The following is a 20182-nucleotide window of genomic DNA, read 5'->3' as shown; positions in this document are numbered from 1 at the left end:
AGATGTAAATAAATTCGCTAACGGGTCCATACGTCAAACTTGACTTATAGTACGCTCTAAGGAGTAAAGTGGAGAAAGAACATCGAAAGTCTTTCAAATCTATCCGAATTCAAAGGAGCGAATCAACATGGCACAAGCGTATACCCGAACCCCTCAGCAAAAAATTGAATCGGGCTTCGGTCTCAGAAGCACGGCGGACGAGGTGTTGAAAGGCATCGATTTGTCCGGCAAGCTGGCTCTTGTAACAGGCGGATATTCCGGTCTGGGACTGGAAACGACCAAAGCGCTGGTCAAAGCCGGAGCGCGCGTCATCGTGCCCGCGCGTCGCCCGGAAGCCGCTCAAGAAGCATTGTCGGGCATTGAGAACGTGGAAGTCGGCGAGCTTGATTTGTCCGATTTGAACAGCGTCAAAGCTTTTGCGGATCGGGTGCTGGCAAGCGGACGCAGCATCGACTTGGCGATCTTGAACGCCGGCGTGATGGCAAGTCCGGAGACGCGCGTCGGCCCGGGGTGGGAGTTGCAATTCGCGACGAATCATCTGGGACATTTCGCGCTGATCAACCGGCTGTGGTCGCTGTTGATCGCGGGAGAAGGCGCACGGGTTGTAGCGACATCGTCGACGGGTCATCACTTTTCTCCGATTCGTTGGGATAACCTGAACTTTGAAGGAAACTATCATAAATTCGAAGCTTACGGCCAATCCAAAACGGCGAATTCGCTGTTTGCGGTAGAATTGGATCGACGCGGAGCGGAGCAGGGCGTTCGCGCTTTCGCGGTGCATCCGGGCGGCATTTTGACCCCGCTTCAACGGCATATGGGCCGGGAAGAAATGATCGCGCTGAAATGGATCGACGAAGACGGCAAAGGCAACCCGGGCTTCAAAACGCCGGAACAAGGCGCCGCGACGCAAGTCTGGGCCGCGACCTCGCCGCAGCTTGAAGGCAAAGGCGGCGTGTATTGCGAAGATTGCGATATTGCCGAACCTGCGCAAGAAGACGGTCCGCGCGTCGGCGTGAAAGATTATGCGGTCGATCCGGAAGAAGCAAAGCGACTGTGGGATTTGTCGGTGGAGTTGACCGGAGTGAGCGGGGCGTAAAAAGGGATTTGTTTAAGACTCAAAAAAAGAAGTCGGTTGACGGTTGCATGTCGCTTCGCGTGTACCCGTAAGTCTGGCGAATATGGCTATAAAATAGGCAATTCAAACATTAAAAAGCGCACAAAACATTTCGTTTTTGTGTGTTTTTTGATGTTTTCTTGAAAAAAACCTGACTTTCTATAAAAGACTTAAAAATTCACTTGAGAGAACTTGGGCGACGCTTATCGATTTTTTTGAAAATCCTGATACATACAGGAAGATATAAGAAAATTCCTAACAGCAAAAGGATATTCTCCGTGATCGTTGTTTTTCCGGTATAGGCAGACACGATTAACCAAATGAAAATTAAATGGAGCGCGAGGTATCCATATTCATATCCTTTTTGATGTTTGGGGAAAAACGGAACTTGAGACATGTAAGCAACTGCCCCGACGGTCATTAACATAGTAAGCATAGATGTCCTCCTTACTTGTTCATCATGGGTAGGTGAAATTCGAACAATACCATATATGTTGTAGTAGAGTCAAAATTCGTTAAATGCAATCTACATCTTCCGCTCCATCACCCAACTCACGCTCGAACACAGTTCCACCCTGCAAGAACTCCGCCCGTCCGCTCGGTGGATGCTCATTTCGCTCTCCGGCTCCGGCGCGATTGAACTGCCGCAGCAGCGTCCTCCATCCCGTTTAAACAAGAGAGCAATATTTGTGCGTGTTTTTCATTGTTCTTAATATCTCCAACTCAAATGATCAACTGATCTTGACGGTACTTTCCTGTATTGTGCTGAGTTTAATATTCGCAGGTTTTCTTTTCGGCGGAATCCTGTATGTGCTTGTGCATAAAATTAAGTCTTCTTCATAGAAAATTCGGATGTTTTTAAGTGTTACATTTGCTCCCGCGTCCCCGCTCTCCACAACCCGATCGCATATACCAACATCACCAACACCTGCACGCCGACCACAATCAGCGCAGTCCGGTTCAGCGACGTTTCCGTTACGAAGGAAATAAAATTATGTACCGTGTGCCACAAGATGCCGATCCACAAGCTTTTGGTGATGCTCACGATCAAGGCCAACACCAGACCCGCTAAGAAAGCGAACGCGATTTGCAGCAGAACGGCCCACGGGTTAGTTCCGCTGAGCGCGTTGACGGAGTGCAGCACGCCGAAGATGATTGAAGAACCGATCACGGCCGCTTTAGGACCTTTTTGACGGATAAAGCCGAATACTAACCCACGGAAATACACTTCTTCGTTGATCCCGACCAGAATGGTGAACAAGATAAGAACCAGGTAAAACGCGCCGGCTTCTTGGAACTTGGGAGCGAACATGACAAGCGGCACGATTTCGAGGAGCAGCAGCGGGGCAAACAACCAAACTTTTTTTACACTGCCCGAAGCAGGTTTGCGGAATCCGTAAAACGCCAGAGAGTGACCCGAACGGGCCATGAGCAGAAAGCCGATTAATATGGAACCAGCTACAGCGGCAGACATGACCAGATAACCGGGTATGTCATCGAGTACGGCGATTTGCGTGATAGCGGCACCGACAGAAGTCAGGAAAGTACAGATCAGAGCAGCCAGAATCGCCGCTCCGTAAGGATGTTTGTGGATAAAGGATTTGATCATGGTGAAGTGTCCTCGCTTTCTTGTTTTAGACTGATAAGTATTCCTTTGTAGACGTCGCGGAGGATTCGGTTGGCCTCGGCGTCATCCATCGTGCTTCCGTTTGTTGCGAGCAGGGAAGCGATGCCGTGCGTGGTGAACCAGATGCCGGAGTATAAACGCTGTGCCTGATCCCGGCTCAACCCGGCCATCTGGGCGATCATGCGAATGATTTCCTCGTCGCCCTCGGTCGTTCCGGCGATCTCGGCGGCTTTTTCCTGTTGGAACGCACCGGACATGAAGAGCAATTGGAACAGCCTTTTCTCGGTGCGGGCGAAGCGGATATAAGCCAGACCCATGCCGAGGAATCCTTCTCCACCCTGTAAGCCTTCCATCATGGCCGTGTTGTAGAGCTGCTCGGCTTGGGCTTGGACGGCGGCTTTGAGTTCTTCCATGGAAGCGAAGTGGCTGAAGATCGGTTGGGTAGAGCAGTTGAGCTTTTTGGCGACGTTGCGGGCGTTCACGGCATCCGCACCTTCTTCTCGAACCAAGTCCAAAGCGGCGCTTAGGATGGCTTCTTTGGTGAGCTTTGGTTTTGGCGGCAATGTAGTTCCTCCTTTAAATAACTTATGTTATATTACGAATGTTATTTTATTACTTGAACGTTGTCAATAGATTTTAATTTAAGCGCGCGCTGACCTTAATTAAATCTTCATAACAACTCTGAGTGGATACGATATGCTTATTAAAGTAAGTGAATGAAAATTAAATTCTAAAGCGAAGTAAAAACATAAAAGGAGAAATATACATGAAAAACTACCTCATCTTCGGAGCAAGCTAAGGACTCGGCGACGCTTTCTCAAGAGGTCTGCCCAATTCCGGTGATCGCATGTGGCTCGTGTCGCGGAGTCGCCCGTCCAGCCTGGAGCTGCAAGACGGCGCCGAGCGAATCTGGATTCCGGCAGATTTGTCCGAACCCGGAGCCGCCAGAACCATCTTCGATCAAGTCCAAAGCGAAAAGCTGGACGTCGCCGTATACAATGTGGGCATCTGGGAAAAGGAAGGCTTCGAGGATCACTACACGTTCGATCAAGACGAGCCCGAGCATATCGCGCGCATGATTCAGACCAATATCACTTCGGCTATTCTTTGTCTGCAAGGCCTTCTGCCGAATCTGCGTCAATCGAACTCCGGCAAAGTCATCCTGATCGGTTCCACGGCGGGGCTCAGCAACGCGAACAACTCCCAAGTCTCCTTCGTCGCGTCCAAATTCGCAATCCGCGGCATCGGCGAAGCGCTGCGCGAACATCTGCGTCAGGATCGAATCGCCGTCACCTGCATCAATCCGGGCGAGTTGGCAGCAGAGATTCCTTATGCGGAAGGACGCGAACGGGCGCTGGAAGCGTATCACGGAACCCGTATTCCTTTGCAGGACGTGGTCGATCTGGCAAACTGTCTGATCGGTTTATCCCCGGCAGCTTGCGTCAAGGAGATTCATTTACCGGCCATGACTGACACTAACGCCTGATTTTTGTGTAAAAAAAGCACTTTCTTTGTTCATCATCAACAATCGTAGCCTCAGAATTGTATGTTTTGAAACTAGTAGAACTCCCAGCTAAGCGTTTACAATGAACAGGAACAGTGAATTCGGCTGTAATCCTACTCATGGAAAGGGAACGATCAGACATGGGATATAAAAATAATAACGTCGGCTATCTGGATGGAATTCTCACTTCACGCGCAGTCGTCAAAAAGAACAATTACGCGATTTTGCCGCACGATGGATTGGTTAACAACGTCGTACCCGGCTTTGAACATACACGCATCAGCATTCTCGGTTCGCCGCGGCTCGGAGCCAGCTTCTCCGACTTTATCGCCGAGTTCCAAGAAGGCGGCAAAAACACGCTCGGCTTCGGCGGCGAAGGCATCGAGACTTTCGTTTACGTCATTTCCGGCAAATTGAACGTCAGCGACAGCAGCGAGAAGCACGAACTGACGGACGGCGGTTACGCATTCTTCCCGGTAGGCGAGAAAATGTACTTCGAAAACGCGCAGTCCGAGATGACCGAAGCTTTCCTGTACCAACGCAAATATGATCCGCTCGCGGGCTACGAGGCGCATAAAGTCGTGGGCAACCGCGCGGACATCGAACCGATCGAATACGAAGGCATGACGGACGTTCTGTTCTGGAACCTGCTGCCGACCGACAACCTGGGCTTCGATATGAACATGCACATTCTGGAGTTCTCTCCGGCTGCCAGCCACGGCTACGTGGAAACGCACTACCAAGAGCACGGCGCTTACATCCTGTCCGGCAAAGGCATGTACAACCTCGACAATAACTGGTATCCGGTTGAAAAAGGCGACTATATCTTCATGGCTTCTTACGTGCCGCAAGCCGCGTACTCGACAGATCGCAAAGAAAAATTGGCTTATGTCTATTCCAAAGACGCCAACCGCAACCCGGGCGTATAATCATCCAAGAAGGGGGTCTTGAACCATGTCTACTGAAGAGAACATGATCCGCGTCAGCGGCGAACAACTGCACGGTTTGATCAAAAACAAGCTTGTCGCTGCCGGATTGAAAGACGAACAAGCGGAAGAAACCGCTCATCACCTCGTCTATGCGGACCTTTGCGGCATCCACTCCCACGGCGCGGTACGCGTCGAGTATTATGCGGAGCGGATCAACAAAGGCGGCATCAACGTAGAGCCGGAGCTGAACTTCGAAGCAACGGGACCGAGCACGGCGATCTTCCACGGAGATAACACGCAAGGCCACTACGCGGCCAATGAAGCGTTGGAGCCCGCGATCCAAATGGCAAAAGAAAGCGGCGTAGCCGTGGTCGGCGTCTCCAAAGTCGGCCACACCGGAACGCTTTCGTACTATGTACGCAAAATTGCCGAAGCCAATCTGATCGGCATCTCGATGTGCCAGTCCGATCCGATGGTCGTGCCTTACGGCGGCGCGGAGCGTTACTACGGCACGAACCCGATCGCGTTCGGCCTACCGAGCGCTGGCGAAGATCCGTTGATCTTCGATATGGCGACGACGGTACAAGCCTGGGGTAAAATCCTCGACGCGCGTTCGAAAGGCAAACTGATCCCAGACACCTGGGCAGTCGACAAAGACGGCGCGCCGACAACGGATCCGAACGAAGTCAACGGCTTGCTTCCAATCGCGGGACCAAAAGGCTACGGCTTGATGATGATGGTCGATATTCTGTCCGGCGTGCTGTTGGGACTGCCGTTCGGCAAAGATGTCAGCTCTATGTATCATAACCTGCATGAAGGGCGTAACCTCGGACAAATTTATATCCTGATCGACCCGGAACGTTTTGTCGGATTGAAGCCGTTCCAGGAGTCCATCACCCGAACGATGAAAGAACTGAACGCGATCAAGCCGGCAGCCGGTTTCGATCACGTTCAATATCCGGGACAAGGCAGCCACGAGCGCTATCTCAAAAACCTCGAAGAAGGCGTCGATATTCCGGAATCGATCATCCGTTATTTCGAATCCGACGTGATCCACTACGACCGTTACGAAGGGCTCGACGCGTTCGCAAAATCCTCCGATTAACTAGTAGTAGCTTAATCGCATTCCATTCAAGGTTTACGTTCATCAGAAACACGCACGGTTCAAGCGGGTTTTTGAGGGACGTAACCTAACATCTTAAGCGGTCAAGGTACTCGGGCGCTATCAAAGAAATGTAACAAAAAAGCATTGAACGACGAACGGTGAGCGCCTGTCCAAGCGTGCTCCGAATCGTCTTCAATGCTTTTTTGTATACGTATTGATGTTAGACATGCCTCAGTTGGTCTCCTCGCTCAAAGCGAGTGCCAACCGCAAATTCAGCGAATGGCTGGGCGAGTTGACGGCATGACCGAGAATTTCTTCGCAGCGCAGAATGCGGTATTTGACCGTATTGCGGTGAACGAACAGAGCCGAAGCCGCACTTGCGATTTCGCATTGTGAGCCTAGATAGACCGTTAATGTTTTGCGAAGTTCCACCAGCGCCGGTTCTTTCGGATAAGCGAAATCCTTCAACACGTTTTCACAGAAAAACCGAACTTCGTTTTTCTCGAGATGATGGAATAACTGCACCATGCCTTTGTCTTTGTAGTGGAGAATCGGCTGCGTTTGCAGATTGCTTTTACGTTCTTCGAATACCAGCTTGGCTTCCGTATACGATTGATTGATTCTTTTCCAGTCCGTATACGGATTGCCGACGCTGAAAATCAATTGAATATCCAGATTTTCATGCAGCTGATTGCGCATCGCCATCAGCTGTTCGTCGAGATCGGCCGTTTCGCGCTGAACCAGAATGACCGTTTCTTTGCTGACTCCGAAAAAGAGCACTAAGCCGTTCGTAAAATAATCGGGAACATGCTTTTGCAACCATTGCGAAGCCAAAACCAAGCGTTCCTCTTGCTGAAGGTGGGGTATCGCGTCTTCCAGCGCCGCTTCGTCGAATACATGCACCACCTGATAATGATCGGATAACAAGTAACCGTGTTTCATGTTCAATTCGAAAGACCGGGCGGAAGGCGTAGGGCCGGAATGGTAATCGATCAATTCTTTGAAATGTTCCGTCGCGATCGATTGTTGGGATTCGGACACTTTTTCGTTTTTAAACAGGACGAACGATAACACCATCGCCGCCTGATCGATCGCGAAGCTGGAGATGGGATACGGAATTTGCTCCGGATTGACGATGACCAGATAGTGCGGGAAATACGTATGGACCCGAATCGGAATGATCGAGATTTGAACTTCATGTCCTTTGGGACCATTGACGATGAACGAATCGTTTTCTTTGGGCATCTCCTGTATATTTTGCGCGATCTGGTTGACGTAATGCTGCGCAGGATTGCCCGACTGATTGAACTGCTTGGATGAATCCATGATTTCTTTAAAAGGGTTCAGCAAAATGATCGGCGTTTTGACGATTTCGCTCAGTTTGTTGATGACCACTTGGTTATTCGCGTTTTGCACCAGCAGGCTGAAGAACTTTTTTTGAATATCCAGGGCGAACGAAATTTCTTCGTAACGCGTGCCCCAGATTTTATTGAGCAGCTGGTGAAGTAAGGAGCCGAGCGAATACGTGTTGGGAATATCGATCAGCGGAAATCCGACCTTTTCGGCGTACGCGATGACCGCTGGATCAACTTCGCCGATAAAGCGTCCGGTCTTGATCCCCAGACCTACCGCTTTGGCGCGAATCAACGAGTCGATCAACGAGATCAACCCTTGCTGGTCGTCGGTATAACTCATCGCCGTTGTTAAAAGCAGCACATCGGCGGGAATATAATGCTCGATATCGGGCGTTTCGGAGATTTCCACGCTTTGTATCGTTTTGTTCGCATCGACCCGTTCGGGGCTGGTTAAAAGTTTGATATCCGAGTAGCGGGGAAGCTTCAGGATGTCAGCTATTGTTGTCATATCGAGTTCCTTTCTGCAAAACCGACTGCTGATGAAAATAAATCTGTCTCCCGTATAGTATGTCAGTTACAAAGACGGAATGAAAGCGGTCGATTTTGAACAACTGTCTATTTTTGAGATTTTCGTACATGGTTTTAGCGGAAAAATGTGCAGAATGAACAAAAGAACTCGAACGTTTTGTATAAATGACCAATGATATTGAAAGCGGTTATATTTATACTTAACTCAGAAAGCTTATTCTAAGGTCAAAAATATCGAAAACAGGGGTGAGCTTGTGATCCAATCAGCGCCGCAAACGATCGATGACTTGATGGACTGGATTTCGGGGATCTCCGATGCCGAAGGTCCGGGGACGACTCGATTGCTTTATAGCCCATCTTGGATAAAAGCGCAGCATGCATTAAAAGAAAAATTCGAAGAACTCGGCATGATTGTCGAATTCGACGCGGTAGGGAATTTGTTCGCCACCGTTGCGGGAACCGAGCAGCCGGATGAAGTCATTGCAACGGGTTCGCACGTGGACACGGTTGCCAAAGGCGGACGTTTGGACGGACAATTGGGGATCATGGCCGGATATTTGGCGGTAAAAGAACTGCTGGAGAAAGAGGGGAAACCGAAAAAATCGCTTCAAGTCATTTCGATGGCCGAAGAAGAAGGTTCCCGTTTCCCGTATGCGTTCTGGGGTTCGAAAAATATTTTCGGCATCGCCGAGCGTAAGGACGTCGAAGACATTTCCGATGCGCAGGGAATCCGTTTCACCGACGCGATGCGCGCTGCCGGATTCGACTTTTTGGAAGGCGCACCGAAGTACAGCCGTATCGCCGCTTTCCTGGAACTGCATATCGAGCAAGGCAATTTCTTGGAAAACACGGGCAAAAAAGTGGGCGTGGTCAACGCGATCGTGGGTCAGAAAAGATACACGGTCATCCTCAAAGGCGAGGCCAACCATGCAGGCACCACATTGATGGAATATCGCAAAGATACCGTCGAATGTATGGCTCGGATTATCACGCAAAGCATCGACAAAGCCAAGGCCGAAGGCAGTCCGCTTGTCTTGACATTCGGTCGGGTCGAGCCTAAGCCGAATACCGTGAATGTCGTTCCCGGGGAGACACTGTTCTCGATCGACTGTCGCCATACGGATGCTCGGACGTTGGATCGTTTCACGCTGGAGATCGAAGAAGACATGCGGACGATCGCCGCGAAAATGGGCATCGAGATCGAGATCGACAAGTGGATGGACGAAGCTCCGGTTCCGATGGATGCTCGAATTATCGAGACGATCGAGAACGTATGCCAAGACAGCGGCTTAAGTTACCAAGTCATGCACTCCGGTGCCGGACACGACTCGCAGATTTTCGCGCCTCGCGTACCGACAGGCATGATTTTTGTTCCTTCTGTTGGCGGAATCAGTCATAACCCCGCGGAGCACACCGAAGCGGAAGATATCCAACAGGGCGTGCAGGCTCTAGCCGAATCGTTGAAGCGCCTGGCCTACTGATCGACCGTAATTGTACCCAGCTCTTTGATAAGCTATTCGACAATCGGCACATGTCTACATTTTTAATCAAGCAGACCGTCTCGTCTCTGCTTGATTAAAAGACACCACCATTTATTAAAGCGCTTACATTTTATTTGGCGCGGGAAAAATGCTCGGAAATAAGGTTTAGGAGAGTTGCGGTTTGCTAAATATAGAGAATGAAATACCGGAAAATGACGTGGATACCTACCGGAAACGCGGGTATGAGAACGAAGACGTACTACCGAAAACTCAAGACAAAAGAAACATGGGCCCAATGAATTTCTTTACGCTTTGGATGGGCTCCATTCACAATATTCCCAATTACGCGGCGGTTGTCGGCTATTTGCTGCTGGGGCTTTCGCCGCTCAATACAATGCTCGCCGTCCTTCTGGGAGGGACAGTCGTTGCCTTCTTCCTATACTTCAACGGCCGTCCGGGAACGAAGTACGGCATTCCGTTCTCGATGCAGCTTCGTTCGACCTACGGAAGCAAAGGCGCCAAACTGCCGGGCTTTCTGCGCGGCGGCGTGGCGGCGATTGCCTGGTTCGGCGTTCAGACCTATGTAGGTGCGGCAGCGCTGACCATCCTGATCGGCAAAATCTGGCCCGCATATTTACAAATCGGAGCCGGGAATGATATTCTCGGAATCTCTGTTCCCGAGTTGATCAGCTTCGTCCTCTTCTGGGCGGCGAACATGGCGATCGGTCTGGGCGGGGGAGGCATTCTTAACAAGTTTACTGCGGTACTAAGTCCGATTATTTACATCGTTTTTGGCGGAATGACAATCTGGGCGATTAACGCAGGCGGTGGACTTGGAGCGATCTTTTCTTACGAGATGACGCAAGCTCCTTCCGTCAATCCGGTCTTCGGTTATCTGATCGTGATCGCTTCCGTGCTTGCCGTATGGGCGGCTCCGGGTGTCAGCGTCGGCGACTTCACGCAAAATGCCAAATCGCAAAAAGCGCAGGCGGTCGGACAGATCGGAAGCTTGGTCTTCGGCTACTTCGTGTTCGCGATTATGGCGGTCGTCATCGTGATCGGCGGAACGATCCGTTACGGGGAGCCGACATCCGGTAACGGGGTGCTCGATTTTATTAACCAATGGGATAGCCTTCCCGCTATTCTGCTGGCGACGCTCGTATTTCTGATGACTACGATTTCCACGAATGCTACAGGGAATATCATTCCGGCCGCCTATCAGTTGACGGCATTGTTCCCGAAATTCGTTAATTACCGTAAGGGGGTGATGATCGCCGGAATCATCAGCGTGCTCATTATGCCGTGGCGTTTCATGTCCGGCGGCAGCGGCATCATCGTATTTTTAAATGCGATCGGGGCATTGCTTGGTCCGATTGCGGGTGTTATGATTGCTCATTATTACTTTGTTCAAAAACAAGTAATTGATTTGGACCAGCTATATTACGACGTCCACGATCAGGGCAAACAGAAGAGTACGTATAACGGAATCAACTACAAAGCCTACGCGGCGACCCTTGCCGGGTTGTTGTTAGCCTTGAGCGGTCAGTTCATCCCGGCCTTGTCTTTCATGTCCGATATCGCCTGGGTGGCCGGTTTCGTTTCCGCGTTCGCGCTATACTGCATCCTGGTTAAAGCCTCATCAAAAAAAGCTTTTGCCGACAATTGAAATCAACGGGAGGAATAAAGAATGGCATACGATTTGGTAATCAAGAACGGACTGGTTATTTTGGATAGCGGTGAAGTGAAGACGGATGTTGCCATTCAAAACGGCGTTATCGCCGCGATCGGCTCCGATCTGGAAGGTTCGAAAGTCATTGACGCCGCAGGCTTGATCGTAAGTCCCGGCATGATCGACGCCCACGTGCATATTTCGGAACCGGGCGGCGAACACCGCAAAGATTGGGAAGGGTACACGACCGGAACGGCTTCTGCCGCAAAAGGCGGGGTCACTTCGTTCCTCGAAATGCCGTTGAACCAAGTTCCCGCGACGACGGACGGCGAATCGCTGCAAATCAAATATGATGCGGGTCAAGGCAAGCTGAGATCGGACGTCTATTCGTACGGCGGACTTGTTCCTTACACGTTGAAAAAAGGCGGCATTCAAGAGCTGGATGCGGGCGGCGTTATTGCTTATAAATGCTTCATGGCGACTTGCGGCGACCGTTCGATCGACGGCGACTTCATGAACGTCGACGATTACTCGCTGTACGAAGGCATGAGACAGATCGCGAAGACGGGCAAAATTCTCGCCATCCACGCGGAAAACAGCCCGATCACCGACCGCCTGGGCGAGATTGCTTACGCAAACGGCGAAACGACGTTGAAAGCCTATGTAGCGACGCGTCCGGTATTCACCGAAGTGGAGCCGATCCAACGCGCGATCCTGTTTGCAAAAGAAACGGGATGCCGCATTCACATCTGTCACGTCGCTTGTCCGGAAGGCGTGGAAGCCGTGACTCGCGCCCGTCAAGAAGGCGTAGACGTGACGTGCGAAACTTGCACGCACTATCTGTATTTCCAAACGGACGAGCTGGACTCGATCGGCCCGGTCGTCAAATGCTCGCCTCCGATCCGCGACAAGAAAGCGCAAGACGGACTGTGGGAAAAAGTCATGAGTGGAGAAATCCTGTTCGTCACGTCCGACCACTCCCCTTGTACGCCTGACCTGAAAGACAAAGAAAACGCGTTCGACGCATGGGGCGGCATTTCCGGCCTGCAAAACAACGTGGACGTCATTTTCGACGAAGGCGTGCAAAAACGCGGAATGTCCCTGAAAGCTTTCGCCGACGCCATCGCGACGAACGTCGCCGACCGCTTCGACATCGCCAACAAAGGACGCATCAGCGTAGGCAAAGACGCGGACATCATCCTGATCAAGCCGAACGCGCCGTACACGCTGCAAGCCGACCAACTGGAATACCGCAACAAAATCAGCCCGTACATCGGCCGCGAGATCGGCGCCCAAATCGCGACGACTATCCTGCGCGGTCAAGTCATCTACTCGCAGGAAACCGGCGTAACTTCCGAGTTCCCGGGTCAATTCGTAAAGTGCTAAAAGCCGCAAAAACCCTCAACAGTAATTGTTGAGGGTTTTTTACGTTGTCGAGAAAGTTACGTGGGTGGGGGGAAGCGAGAAGACTGCGAGAGAAATTCGTTCCGGTCGCGTGTTGAAATCGGGAAAAAGGATTGAACTTTTATTTGTATTTTCCCGATTTCAAAGGCGAACGCTATCGCTCCTACACTGAATTTCTCTCTCCGTCTTCTCGCTTCCAGCTACGTTGGGCTTTCTCGACACCTTAAACCTCAACAGCTGTCGTTGAGGTTTTTTCTTACCCATAAAAAAATCGAAGCGAAGCGACAAGGCGGAGGGAGAAATTCAGTGAAAGACGCCTTTGAACTCGGAAAATTCCTTATTCAAATTCAATTCAACTTTTCCGAGTGAGACAGCGTCTTGAACGAATTTATCCCGCAGCCCTGCCCTAGCTTCGTTCAGAATAAAAGTGTGATGATCGGAATCGAAATCATCGACAACAGCGACGACAAAAATACGATCTGGCTGGCGAACTTGGCGTCATTCCCGTAATTGCCGCTGAACATCGCGACGTAAGACGCAGTCGGCATGGCGATCATCATGATCGGAATCACCAGCGCCGGTCCCGACAATCCGAAAGCTTTTAAAATAAACAGCAGCGTTATCGGCACGATCAACAGTTTGAACGAGGCTGCCAAATACAGATACTTATTTTTGAAGGCTTCTACAATATTGCTGCGCGACAACATCAGGCCGATCACGATCATGGCCAACGGCGAAGTAGCCGGGCTCATGATATGAATTACGCTGTCGATCGGTTCAGGAACCGGAAGTTGGAACGCGAAGAACACGAGGCCGAACAGGATCGACAGAATGCCGGGGCTCAAAATCACCTTTTTCCAATCGAACGAAGCTTTTTCCGTCCCATTGCGCGAAATCAGGTAAATGCCGAGCGACCAAGATACGATCTCGAAGATGAATCCGGCTCCGACGACCGCGTAAAAGAGCGCCTCCGGACCGAGCAAGCTTTGAATAATCGGATATCCCATGAACGAGGTGTTGGAAAGCAGCAAAGCCGTCTGGAAAATGTCTCTTCGGTTATCGGGCAGCGCCAGACGTCTGGAGAGCACCATGCCGACCGTGAACATGACGACGTAGCAGAAGATCATAATCCCGAGAATCAGGAAGGAGGTATGCAGGCGCTCCTGACTCATTTCGAGCTGCATGGCCGAAAAGATCGTGGCGGGCATCGTAATGTACAGCACCAACTGCGTAATGTCTTTTTGCCCTTTTTCCGAAATCAGCTTGCTTCTTCCCGCGATAAATCCGATCACGATCAATAAAAATAGCACGACTACTTTTTGTAGCGTCAGAAAAAAATCGATTTGCATGAATAAAATCCTTCTTCCGTGTAGTATGTTCTGCGACAAACTTAGATGCGATCCAGCCATTTGATCAATTTCGAATAAACGTCAAGTCCCCATTCTTCTGTTTGCGTTCGGTCGAAATCATGGTGCGTCGATTCAACCAGGTGAAGCTCATTCTCCGGAATCCATTTGTGCAGCATTTTCGACTGTTTAACGGGCACATCGGGATCTTGATCCGCAGCAGTGAGGAAGGTTGGAGGTAACGTGGAAAGTTGTTCTTTCGTCAGGTCGAAGCTCCGATCCGGCGGCGAATCTCCGAACAGAAGACGAATCCAATTGCCTCGCTGACGGGCAGCCAGGTAAAGCAGATATCGCTGTTCCGAAGGTGAGGAGGCGATCGGTTGCTTTTCAATCAAGCTCTGCATAGTCGAATCGGCCACCGGAGTAAAAGCGAGAAAGTGTCGGCTCGGCACATGGAAGCTGGCTTCGCTCAAGGTGTGGTACCCGTAAAAAGCGATTACACCGAGCGGTTTGACCGCAGCGGAAGCGTGAACAGCATGGTACAAAGCCAAATACCCGCCTGCCGAGCGTCCCATCAGATAATGATCGGCGTTTTCAAGGCCCAGTGTTCGAAAGCCCTGATCCGTGAACCATTCAATGGATCGGCCGATTGCCTCCATGATTGCCGGAAGCGGAGTCTCGGGTGCGAGCGGATAATCGAGAGCAAGCAGCCCGTAGCCGTTTTCCGTCAGCATGGAGACATAAACGTCAGGCAGATCGTCCCGATGTCCGAAGATCAAGCCGCCGCCGTGAAAATAAAGAATCGTTCCTTTAGAGGCGGCACTTTTTTGCCCTCGATAAAAGGTACCGTTCAATTGCAACCCGTCGACCGTGGCAATCGGGACTTCCAAGCGGTCGTCAATCGTTTCTTCACTCAGTATAACCAGCACCTTTCATCTGATCCTCGATCGGTTTTGTATTAACATATCATAAAGTATCATCGACTTTTTTATTCATAGTGCACAAAAGAATGCGCGTTTTTGGACGAATTGTTCATTTTTCATCGATATGAAAGCGGTTATACTAAATTCAAAAGGAGGGTTTACATGTTACACTCTGTGATCCAAAAAAACAATTACCAAGATTCGATCAACTTAATGCTGTTAACCAACTCCATTAACGGATTAGAAGGTGTCACGCAAGGCCAGGTCATGATGGCTACGGACGCCAATAAAGATATCTTGAAAGCTGCGGGATTGTTCACCGACGAAGTTCAAGGCGCGGGCGCCAACGATATGGCGATTGTCGTGGAATCCGATGACGCGAATATCCTCGAATCGGTTGTCGAAGAAGTGAAGCGCTTCTTGAGCAATCTGTCGGGCAGCAAAAAAGGCGACGGCATCGAAAGCGTGGATAACTGGAAAGACGCTTTGGAAGCCATGCCGGACGCGAACTTGGCGCTGCTGTCCATTCCGGGCATCTACGCGGCGGGCGAGATCGAAAAAGCTTTGGATTCGGGACTGCATGTATTCTCCTTCAGCGACAACGTGAGCCTGGAAGACGAAATTCGCCTGAAGCAAAAAGCGCATGAAAAAGGTCTGCTGTTGATGGGTCCGGACTGCGGTACGGGAGTACTGTCCAGCGTTCCGCTTGCCTTTACCAACGTGACTAATCCGGGCAACATCGGCATCGTAGCCGCGTCCGGCACGGGCATTCAGGAAGCGACGACCATCATCGACCGTCTGGGCGGCGGCGTGGTTCACGCAATCGGAACCGGCGGACGCGACCTCAAAGAAGGCGTGAACGCGCAAACGATGATCGACGCCGTGGTTGCCCTTGAGCAACATGCGCCGACCGACGTGATCCTGGTCATTTCCAAACCGCCTGCGAAAAAAGTACGCGACAACGTGATGCAGCTGCTGCAATCGTTGTCCAAACCGGTCGTGGCGCTATTCCTCGGTGAAAAACCGGAAGCGCATATCGGCAACGTATCGCTGGCTTACACCCTGGAAGAAGCGGCGAAGATCGCGGTCGATATCTCGAACGGCGATGACGTAAAAGCCAACTACAACGAGCCGATCGACTTCGCGGTCGACCAGCCGCTTGCGGCAGGCAAAACAGTGAAAGGCCTTTACTCCGGCGGCACGCTGGCAAGCGAAGCAGCGACGCTGATCTCCGACGCGCTTGGCCTGGACAACGTGAAAGGCGAAGAAGGCTATATCTTGAACACGCAAGGCTTCCAGGTCATGGACCTCGGCGACGACGTCTATACGCAAGGCAAGCCTCACCCGATGATCGATCCGGAAGTTCGCGTGAACAAGCTCAAAGAAGTGCTGAAAGACGAAAGCACGGGCATCATCCTTGTGGACGTCGTGCTCGGCTACGGCGCGCATGCCGATATGGCAGCGGCTCTGGCTCCAAGCATCAAGAGCGCTCTGGACGAAGCTCAAGCTTCCGGTCGCCAACTGTACGTGATCGGCAGCGTCGTCGGCACGGACAACGATCCGCAAAACTACGCGCAAGCCGTCCAAACGCTCAAAGACGCCGGCGTTATCGTCGAAAGCAGCAATGCGCGTGCGATCCGTCTGGCACTCAAGCTGATGGGACGCGAACTGCAAGTCGCCGACAAAGGCCGCGTGGAATACACCGATGCCAAGATCGAAGTTCCGGCTCCGGGCGAAAAAGTGCTTGAGCTGCTGAACAGCGTACCGCGCGTGATCAATATCGGTATCCAAAGCTTCACGGAATCGATCACCGCATTCCAGGGCAAGGCGCTGCAATTCACATGGCGTCCGAAAGCAGGCGGCAATCAGAAACTGATCCGCATCCTGAACGAGCTGGAAAAACGCGAAGAAGAAATCAACGCGTCCAACGATAAAATCGTAGCCCGCTTGATCGAATCGCAACCGTTCCTCGTGGACGCGCGTCCGGCTAAAGAAGTGATCGCGGAACTGAACACGGGCGAGAAAGTCATTCTGCATGCCGGACCGCCGATCAAGTACGAAAATATGACCGGTCCGATGAAAGGTTCCGTCATTGGCGCGATGCTGTTCGAAGGCTGGGCAGCCGACCAAGAAGAGGCGCTCCGTCAGCTCGACAACAACGAAGTGAAGTTTATTCCGTGTCACCATGTCGGCGCCGTAGGTCCGATGGGCGGAATCACGTCGGCCAACTTCCCGGTCTTCGTCGTTGAAAATAAAACGGACGGAACGACGGGATACTGCATCATGAACGAAGGCATCGGCGAAGTATTGCGTTTCGGCGCGAACAACGAGAACGTCATCACCCGTCTGAAATGGATGCGCGACGTGCTCGGTCCGGTTCTCGGCCAAGCGTTGCGTACTCTCGAAGAAGGACTGAACCTGAACGTCATGATCGCTCGTGCGATCGCGATGGGCGACGAGTTCCACCAACGCAATATCGCGGCATCGCTGGTATTCTTGAAAGAAATCACGCCTGCAATCACGCTGCTTGATATCGATCAGAAGGACAAAGCGGATGTGATCCAGTTCCTGGCCAACACCGATCAGTTCTTCCTGAACATCATGATGGCGACAAGCAAAGCGATGGTCGATTACGCGCGCAAAGTTCAAGAAGGCTGCGTGGTTACAACCATGGCGCGTAACGGCGAGAACTTCGGCGTTCGCATCAGCGCATTGGGCGACGAATGGTTCACGGGTCCGGTCAACACGCCTGACGGCTTGTACTTCACGGGCTACTCGGCCGAGCAGGCCAATCCGGATATCGGCGACAGCGCCATCACGGAAACGGTCGGCGTCGGCGGCATGGCAATGATCGCGGCTCCGGGCGTCACCCGCTTCGTCGGCCTGAACGGTCTGGACGACGCGCAAAACATTTCCGAAGAAATGCAGCGCATCTCGATCACCAACAACCCGACCTGGACGATTCCGAACTGGAACTTCAAAGGCGCGACGCTGGGGATCGACATCCGCAAAGTGGTAGAAACGGGCATTACGCCGATCATCAACACGGGTATCGCGCACAAAGAAGCCGGTGTGGGTCAGATCGGCGCGGGTACGGTACGTGCACCGCTGGTCTGCTTCGAAAATGCGCTGATCGCCTACGCGAAGTCGCTGGGCATCAACGTCGAAGAGTAACCCAAGATGACTAATCGGAGCTTGACCTCGGCACAGTCTTCGGTCAGTTCTTATCTGTGGCAGTTTATCAAGCAACAACCCATCATTCAGGCTCGGGTCCATTCGATCTTCTCGAATGGATTCAACCTGAAGGTTCGAGATCGGTTATGGTTCGTCGGAAAAGGAGAGGACAATCTTTCGGCAATCGGCCTTGCGCTCGGTGCCGCGGACTTCGAGCGTATTACGTCAGGATTATTCGTAGGCGCGCAAGTCAAACTGGTTCCTCTTTTTTCCCGATCCGACGAACAACTTGATCTGACATTTACCTGTTATATCAGGCCGATGCCGATCACAGTAACCGTATATTCCATTCGTGTTGTCGATTTGTCTATTCCGCAGATCACGCTCGATACGTTGAATCGCAGCACTTTGCTGCATCAACTTGAAAAAGCAAAAGTCCGGGAACAGTCAGGTTTTACCTCGGCGTTGCTGGAAAAGGTTTATACCGACTTCGTTGACGGGCCCGATCCCTTTTCTGTTGCTTCTCTTCAGCCTTTGATCGGTGCGGGAGTCGGCTTGACGCCTTCGGGTGACGACTTTTTGCAGGGGATCATATTGTTTGAGCGAATTGCGGGCGGCCCGGCGACAGTCACCGACCTGACCCGGCAACAACTGCAAAATCGGTCTACGACGGATGTCAGCCTGGCCTATTATCAAGCACTGTTCGACGGATACGCCAACATGCAGTGGATCAACCTTTGCAAAGCGATCGAAAGCGAAGACGAACAGCAGATTGCCGCAGCGATCAAAAAGAATCAAGCATACGGAGCAACCTCGGGAAACGACAGTCTAATGGGTGTGCTTACTTTTTTAAGAAAAGCTAGGGCGGATTTGAAAACTCCGAAGGAAGCAGATTTTGCCGAATTTTCGTTATCGACAAGGAGCTGTTTCGCAGTCGTGCCGGGGCACGTCAAGAAATAGCGACGCAGTAGAGAGCGAAAAGGCGGTAAAAGATGCATGTCGTTGAGTTTTCAAATACGGCCTAAAATGGAGGCAATTATGGGAAAACGAATCGTAGTCGCATTGGGCGGTAACGCCATTTTGAATGAAGATCCTTCGACGCAGGGACAGATCGAAGCTTTGCGTCACACCAGTAAGCAGCTGATTGAATTGATCAAACAAGGGCATCAGCTGATCATCAGCCACGGTAACGGACCTCAAGTCGGCAACCTGCTGCTTCAGCAGTCGATCGCGCAGTCCGAGAAGAACCCGGCGCTGCCGCTCGATACCTGTGTAGCGATGACGCAAGGCAGTATCGGCTACTGGCTGCAAAACACGATGAACGAAGCGATCTCCGAAGCGGGCCTGAGCCAACAAGTCGCTTCGATCGTGACGCAAGTCGTTGTGGATGAAAATGATCCGGCGTTCAGCAACCCGACGAAGCCAATCGGCCCGTTCTTCACGCAAGAAGAGGCGGAAAAGCTGTCGGCAGAAACAGGCGAAATCTACGTCGAGGATTCCGGCCGCGGTTACCGCAAAGTCGTACCGTCCCCGAAACCGCAAACGATCGTCGAATATCCGATTATCAAAACGCTGATCGAAAACGGCTACGTGACCGTATCGGCAGGCGGCGGCGGGATTCCGGTCAAAAAAGTCGCGCACGGTTATGAAGGCGTGGAAGCCGTAATCGACAAAGACTTCGCATCGGCAAATCTGGCGAATCTGGTCGAAGCGGATTATCTGTTCCTGTTGACTGGCGTGGATAATGTCTACGTGAATTACAACAAGCCGAACCAGGAGAAGCTGGAAGACGTCACGATCGACCAACTGCAAGCTTGGATCGCCGAAGATCAATTCGCGCCGGGCAGCATGCTGCCGAAAGTCCAAGCGGCCATTTCCTTCGCGGAAAGCCGTCCGGGCAGCAAAGCCGTCATTACGTCGCTCGAAAACATCGGCGCGATTTTCAACGGCGGCTCCGCTACGGTGGTACTGGCGGGAAACCCGGTGCAGGCGGTCTGACCACCCCATAAGGATCGCCTGCGCC

15 protein-coding genes and 2 pseudogenes are annotated in these 20182 nt (G+C 51.7%); 11 read left to right on the top strand and 6 right to left on the bottom strand.

Annotated features, from left to right (window positions below; genetic code table 11):
- Positions 1 to 127: 127 nt before the first annotated feature.
- Positions 128 to 1096 carry an SDR family NAD(P)-dependent oxidoreductase gene (locus SACSAC_RS23140; protein ID WP_037290782.1) on the top strand — a complete coding sequence of 323 codons (969 nt, stop codon included), beginning with the start codon at positions 128 to 130 and terminating at the stop codon, positions 1094 to 1096.
- 196 nt (positions 1097 to 1292) lie between these two features.
- On the opposite strand, the gene SACSAC_RS23135 is transcribed toward SACSAC_RS23140, so the two are convergent.
- From SACSAC_RS23135 to SACSAC_RS23125, 3 genes are all read right to left on the bottom strand, one after another.
- A complete protein-coding gene (locus tag SACSAC_RS23135; RefSeq protein WP_037290780.1) occupies positions 1293 to 1550 on the bottom strand; it encodes a hypothetical protein in 258 nt (85 codons plus the stop codon).
- A gap of 429 nt (positions 1551 to 1979) precedes the next feature.
- Positions 1980 to 2723 (bottom strand): CPBP family intramembrane glutamic endopeptidase, encoded by a 744-nt coding sequence (locus tag SACSAC_RS23130; protein ID WP_037290778.1) that lies wholly within the window; start codon positions 2721 to 2723, stop codon positions 1980 to 1982.
- Positions 2720 to 3304, bottom strand: coding sequence for a TetR/AcrR family transcriptional regulator (locus SACSAC_RS23125; RefSeq protein ID WP_051507349.1), 585 nt, complete (start codon positions 3302 to 3304; stop codon positions 2720 to 2722). The genes SACSAC_RS23130 and SACSAC_RS23125 overlap by 4 nt, the downstream gene beginning before the upstream one ends.
- Positions 3305 to 3507: 203 nt before the next feature.
- Here SACSAC_RS23125 and SACSAC_RS23120 point away from each other — a divergent pair.
- From SACSAC_RS23120 to allD, 3 genes and pseudogenes are all read left to right on the top strand, one after another.
- Positions 3508 to 4227 (top strand): annotated as a pseudogene (locus tag SACSAC_RS23120) (SDR family NAD(P)-dependent oxidoreductase).
- Positions 4228 to 4385: 158 nt separating this feature from the next.
- On the top strand, positions 4386 to 5174 hold the full coding sequence (allE, locus tag SACSAC_RS23115; RefSeq protein WP_037290776.1) for a (S)-ureidoglycine aminohydrolase: 789 nt from the start codon (positions 4386 to 4388) through the stop codon (positions 5172 to 5174).
- A 46-nt stretch (positions 5175 to 5220) separates the two neighbouring features.
- Positions 5221 to 6279, top strand: a complete 1059-nt coding sequence (gene allD / locus SACSAC_RS23110) for an ureidoglycolate dehydrogenase (protein ID WP_211251376.1) — start codon at positions 5221 to 5223, stop codon at positions 6277 to 6279.
- A 231-nt stretch (positions 6280 to 6510) separates the two neighbouring features.
- Here allD and SACSAC_RS23105 read toward each other — a convergent pair whose 3' ends face one another.
- Positions 6511 to 8142: a PucR family transcriptional regulator gene (locus SACSAC_RS23105; RefSeq protein ID WP_037290775.1), complete on the bottom strand. Its 1632-nt coding sequence runs from the start codon at positions 8140 to 8142 to the stop codon at positions 6511 to 6513.
- A 277-nt stretch (positions 8143 to 8419) separates the two neighbouring features.
- Here SACSAC_RS23105 and allC point away from each other — a divergent pair, with 277 nt between their 5' ends.
- The 3 genes from allC (at position 8420) to allB (ending at position 12698) form a co-directional block, all read left to right on the top strand.
- Positions 8420 to 9643, top strand: a complete 1224-nt coding sequence (gene allC, locus SACSAC_RS23100) for an allantoate deiminase (protein WP_037293609.1) — start codon at positions 8420 to 8422, stop codon at positions 9641 to 9643.
- Between the two features lie 217 nt (positions 9644 to 9860).
- Entirely contained in the window at positions 9861 to 11309 is a 1449-nt protein-coding gene (allW, locus tag SACSAC_RS23095; protein WP_245608759.1) for an allantoin permease, read from the top strand.
- 21 nt (positions 11310 to 11330) lie between these two features.
- On the top strand, positions 11331 to 12698 hold the full coding sequence (gene allB, locus SACSAC_RS23090; protein ID WP_037290773.1) for an allantoinase AllB: 1368 nt from the start codon (positions 11331 to 11333) through the stop codon (positions 12696 to 12698).
- Positions 12699 to 13132: 434 nt separating this feature from the next.
- Here the strand turns inward: allB and SACSAC_RS23085 are convergent, their stop codons facing one another.
- Both SACSAC_RS23085 and SACSAC_RS23080 read right to left on the bottom strand, forming a co-directional pair.
- Positions 13133 to 14065 (bottom strand): AEC family transporter, encoded by a 933-nt coding sequence (locus SACSAC_RS23085; RefSeq protein WP_037290771.1) that lies wholly within the window; start codon positions 14063 to 14065, stop codon positions 13133 to 13135.
- Positions 14066 to 14106: 41 nt separating this feature from the next.
- Positions 14107 to 14991 carry an alpha/beta hydrolase gene (locus tag SACSAC_RS23080; RefSeq protein ID WP_051507348.1) on the bottom strand — a complete coding sequence of 295 codons (885 nt, stop codon included), beginning with the start codon at positions 14989 to 14991 and terminating at the stop codon, positions 14107 to 14109.
- 156 nt (positions 14992 to 15147) lie between these two features.
- Between SACSAC_RS23080 and fdrA the strand changes: the two are divergent.
- The 4 genes and pseudogenes from fdrA to arcC form a co-directional block, all read left to right on the top strand.
- Positions 15148 to 16869 (top strand): annotated as a pseudogene (gene fdrA / locus SACSAC_RS28510) (acyl-CoA synthetase FdrA); the annotation flags it as partial.
- 30 nt (positions 16870 to 16899) lie between these two features.
- A complete protein-coding gene (locus tag SACSAC_RS28505; protein WP_425414839.1) occupies positions 16900 to 18159 on the top strand; it encodes a YlbE family protein in 1260 nt (419 codons plus the stop codon).
- A gap of 6 nt (positions 18160 to 18165) precedes the next feature.
- Entirely contained in the window at positions 18166 to 19119 is a 954-nt protein-coding gene (locus SACSAC_RS27380; RefSeq protein ID WP_051507347.1) for an oxamate carbamoyltransferase subunit AllH family protein, read from the top strand.
- Positions 19120 to 19197: 78 nt separating this feature from the next.
- Positions 19198 to 20157, top strand: a complete 960-nt coding sequence (gene arcC, locus SACSAC_RS23065) for a carbamate kinase (protein WP_037290770.1) — start codon at positions 19198 to 19200, stop codon at positions 20155 to 20157.
- The last annotated feature ends 25 nt before the right edge of the window (positions 20158 to 20182 follow it).

Origin of the sequence: Saccharibacillus sacchari DSM 19268, assembly GCF_000585395.1 — a bacterium.
Lineage (GTDB): Bacteria > Bacillota > Bacilli > Paenibacillales > Paenibacillaceae > Saccharibacillus > Saccharibacillus sacchari.
The sequence above is the reverse complement of the archived record's forward strand: the minus strand, read 5'-3'. Positions and strand labels throughout refer to the sequence as shown.

Bases quoted from the DNA above. Each gene is read 5' to 3' on its own strand.
- SACSAC_RS27380 (WP_051507347.1), top strand. From the start codon at position 18,166: ATGACTAATCGGAGCTTGACCTCGGCACAGTCTTCGGTCAGTTCTTAT.
- SACSAC_RS23135 (WP_037290780.1), bottom strand. From the start codon at position 1,550: ATGCTTACTATGTTAATGACCGTCGGGGCAGTTGCTTACATGTCTCAA.
- SACSAC_RS23085 (WP_037290771.1), bottom strand. From the start codon at position 14,065: ATGCAAATCGATTTTTTTCTGACGCTACAAAAAGTAGTCGTGCTATTT.
- arcC (WP_037290770.1), top strand. From the start codon at position 19,198: ATGGGAAAACGAATCGTAGTCGCATTGGGCGGTAACGCCATTTTGAAT.
- allB (WP_037290773.1), top strand. From the start codon at position 11,331: ATGGCATACGATTTGGTAATCAAGAACGGACTGGTTATTTTGGATAGC.
- SACSAC_RS23140 (WP_037290782.1), top strand. From the start codon at position 128: ATGGCACAAGCGTATACCCGAACCCCTCAGCAAAAAATTGAATCGGGC.
- allE (WP_037290776.1), top strand. From the start codon at position 4,386: ATGGGATATAAAAATAATAACGTCGGCTATCTGGATGGAATTCTCACT.
- SACSAC_RS23130 (WP_037290778.1), bottom strand. From the start codon at position 2,723: ATGATCAAATCCTTTATCCACAAACATCCTTACGGAGCGGCGATTCTG.
- SACSAC_RS23105 (WP_037290775.1), bottom strand. From the start codon at position 8,142: ATGACAACAATAGCTGACATCCTGAAGCTTCCCCGCTACTCGGATATC.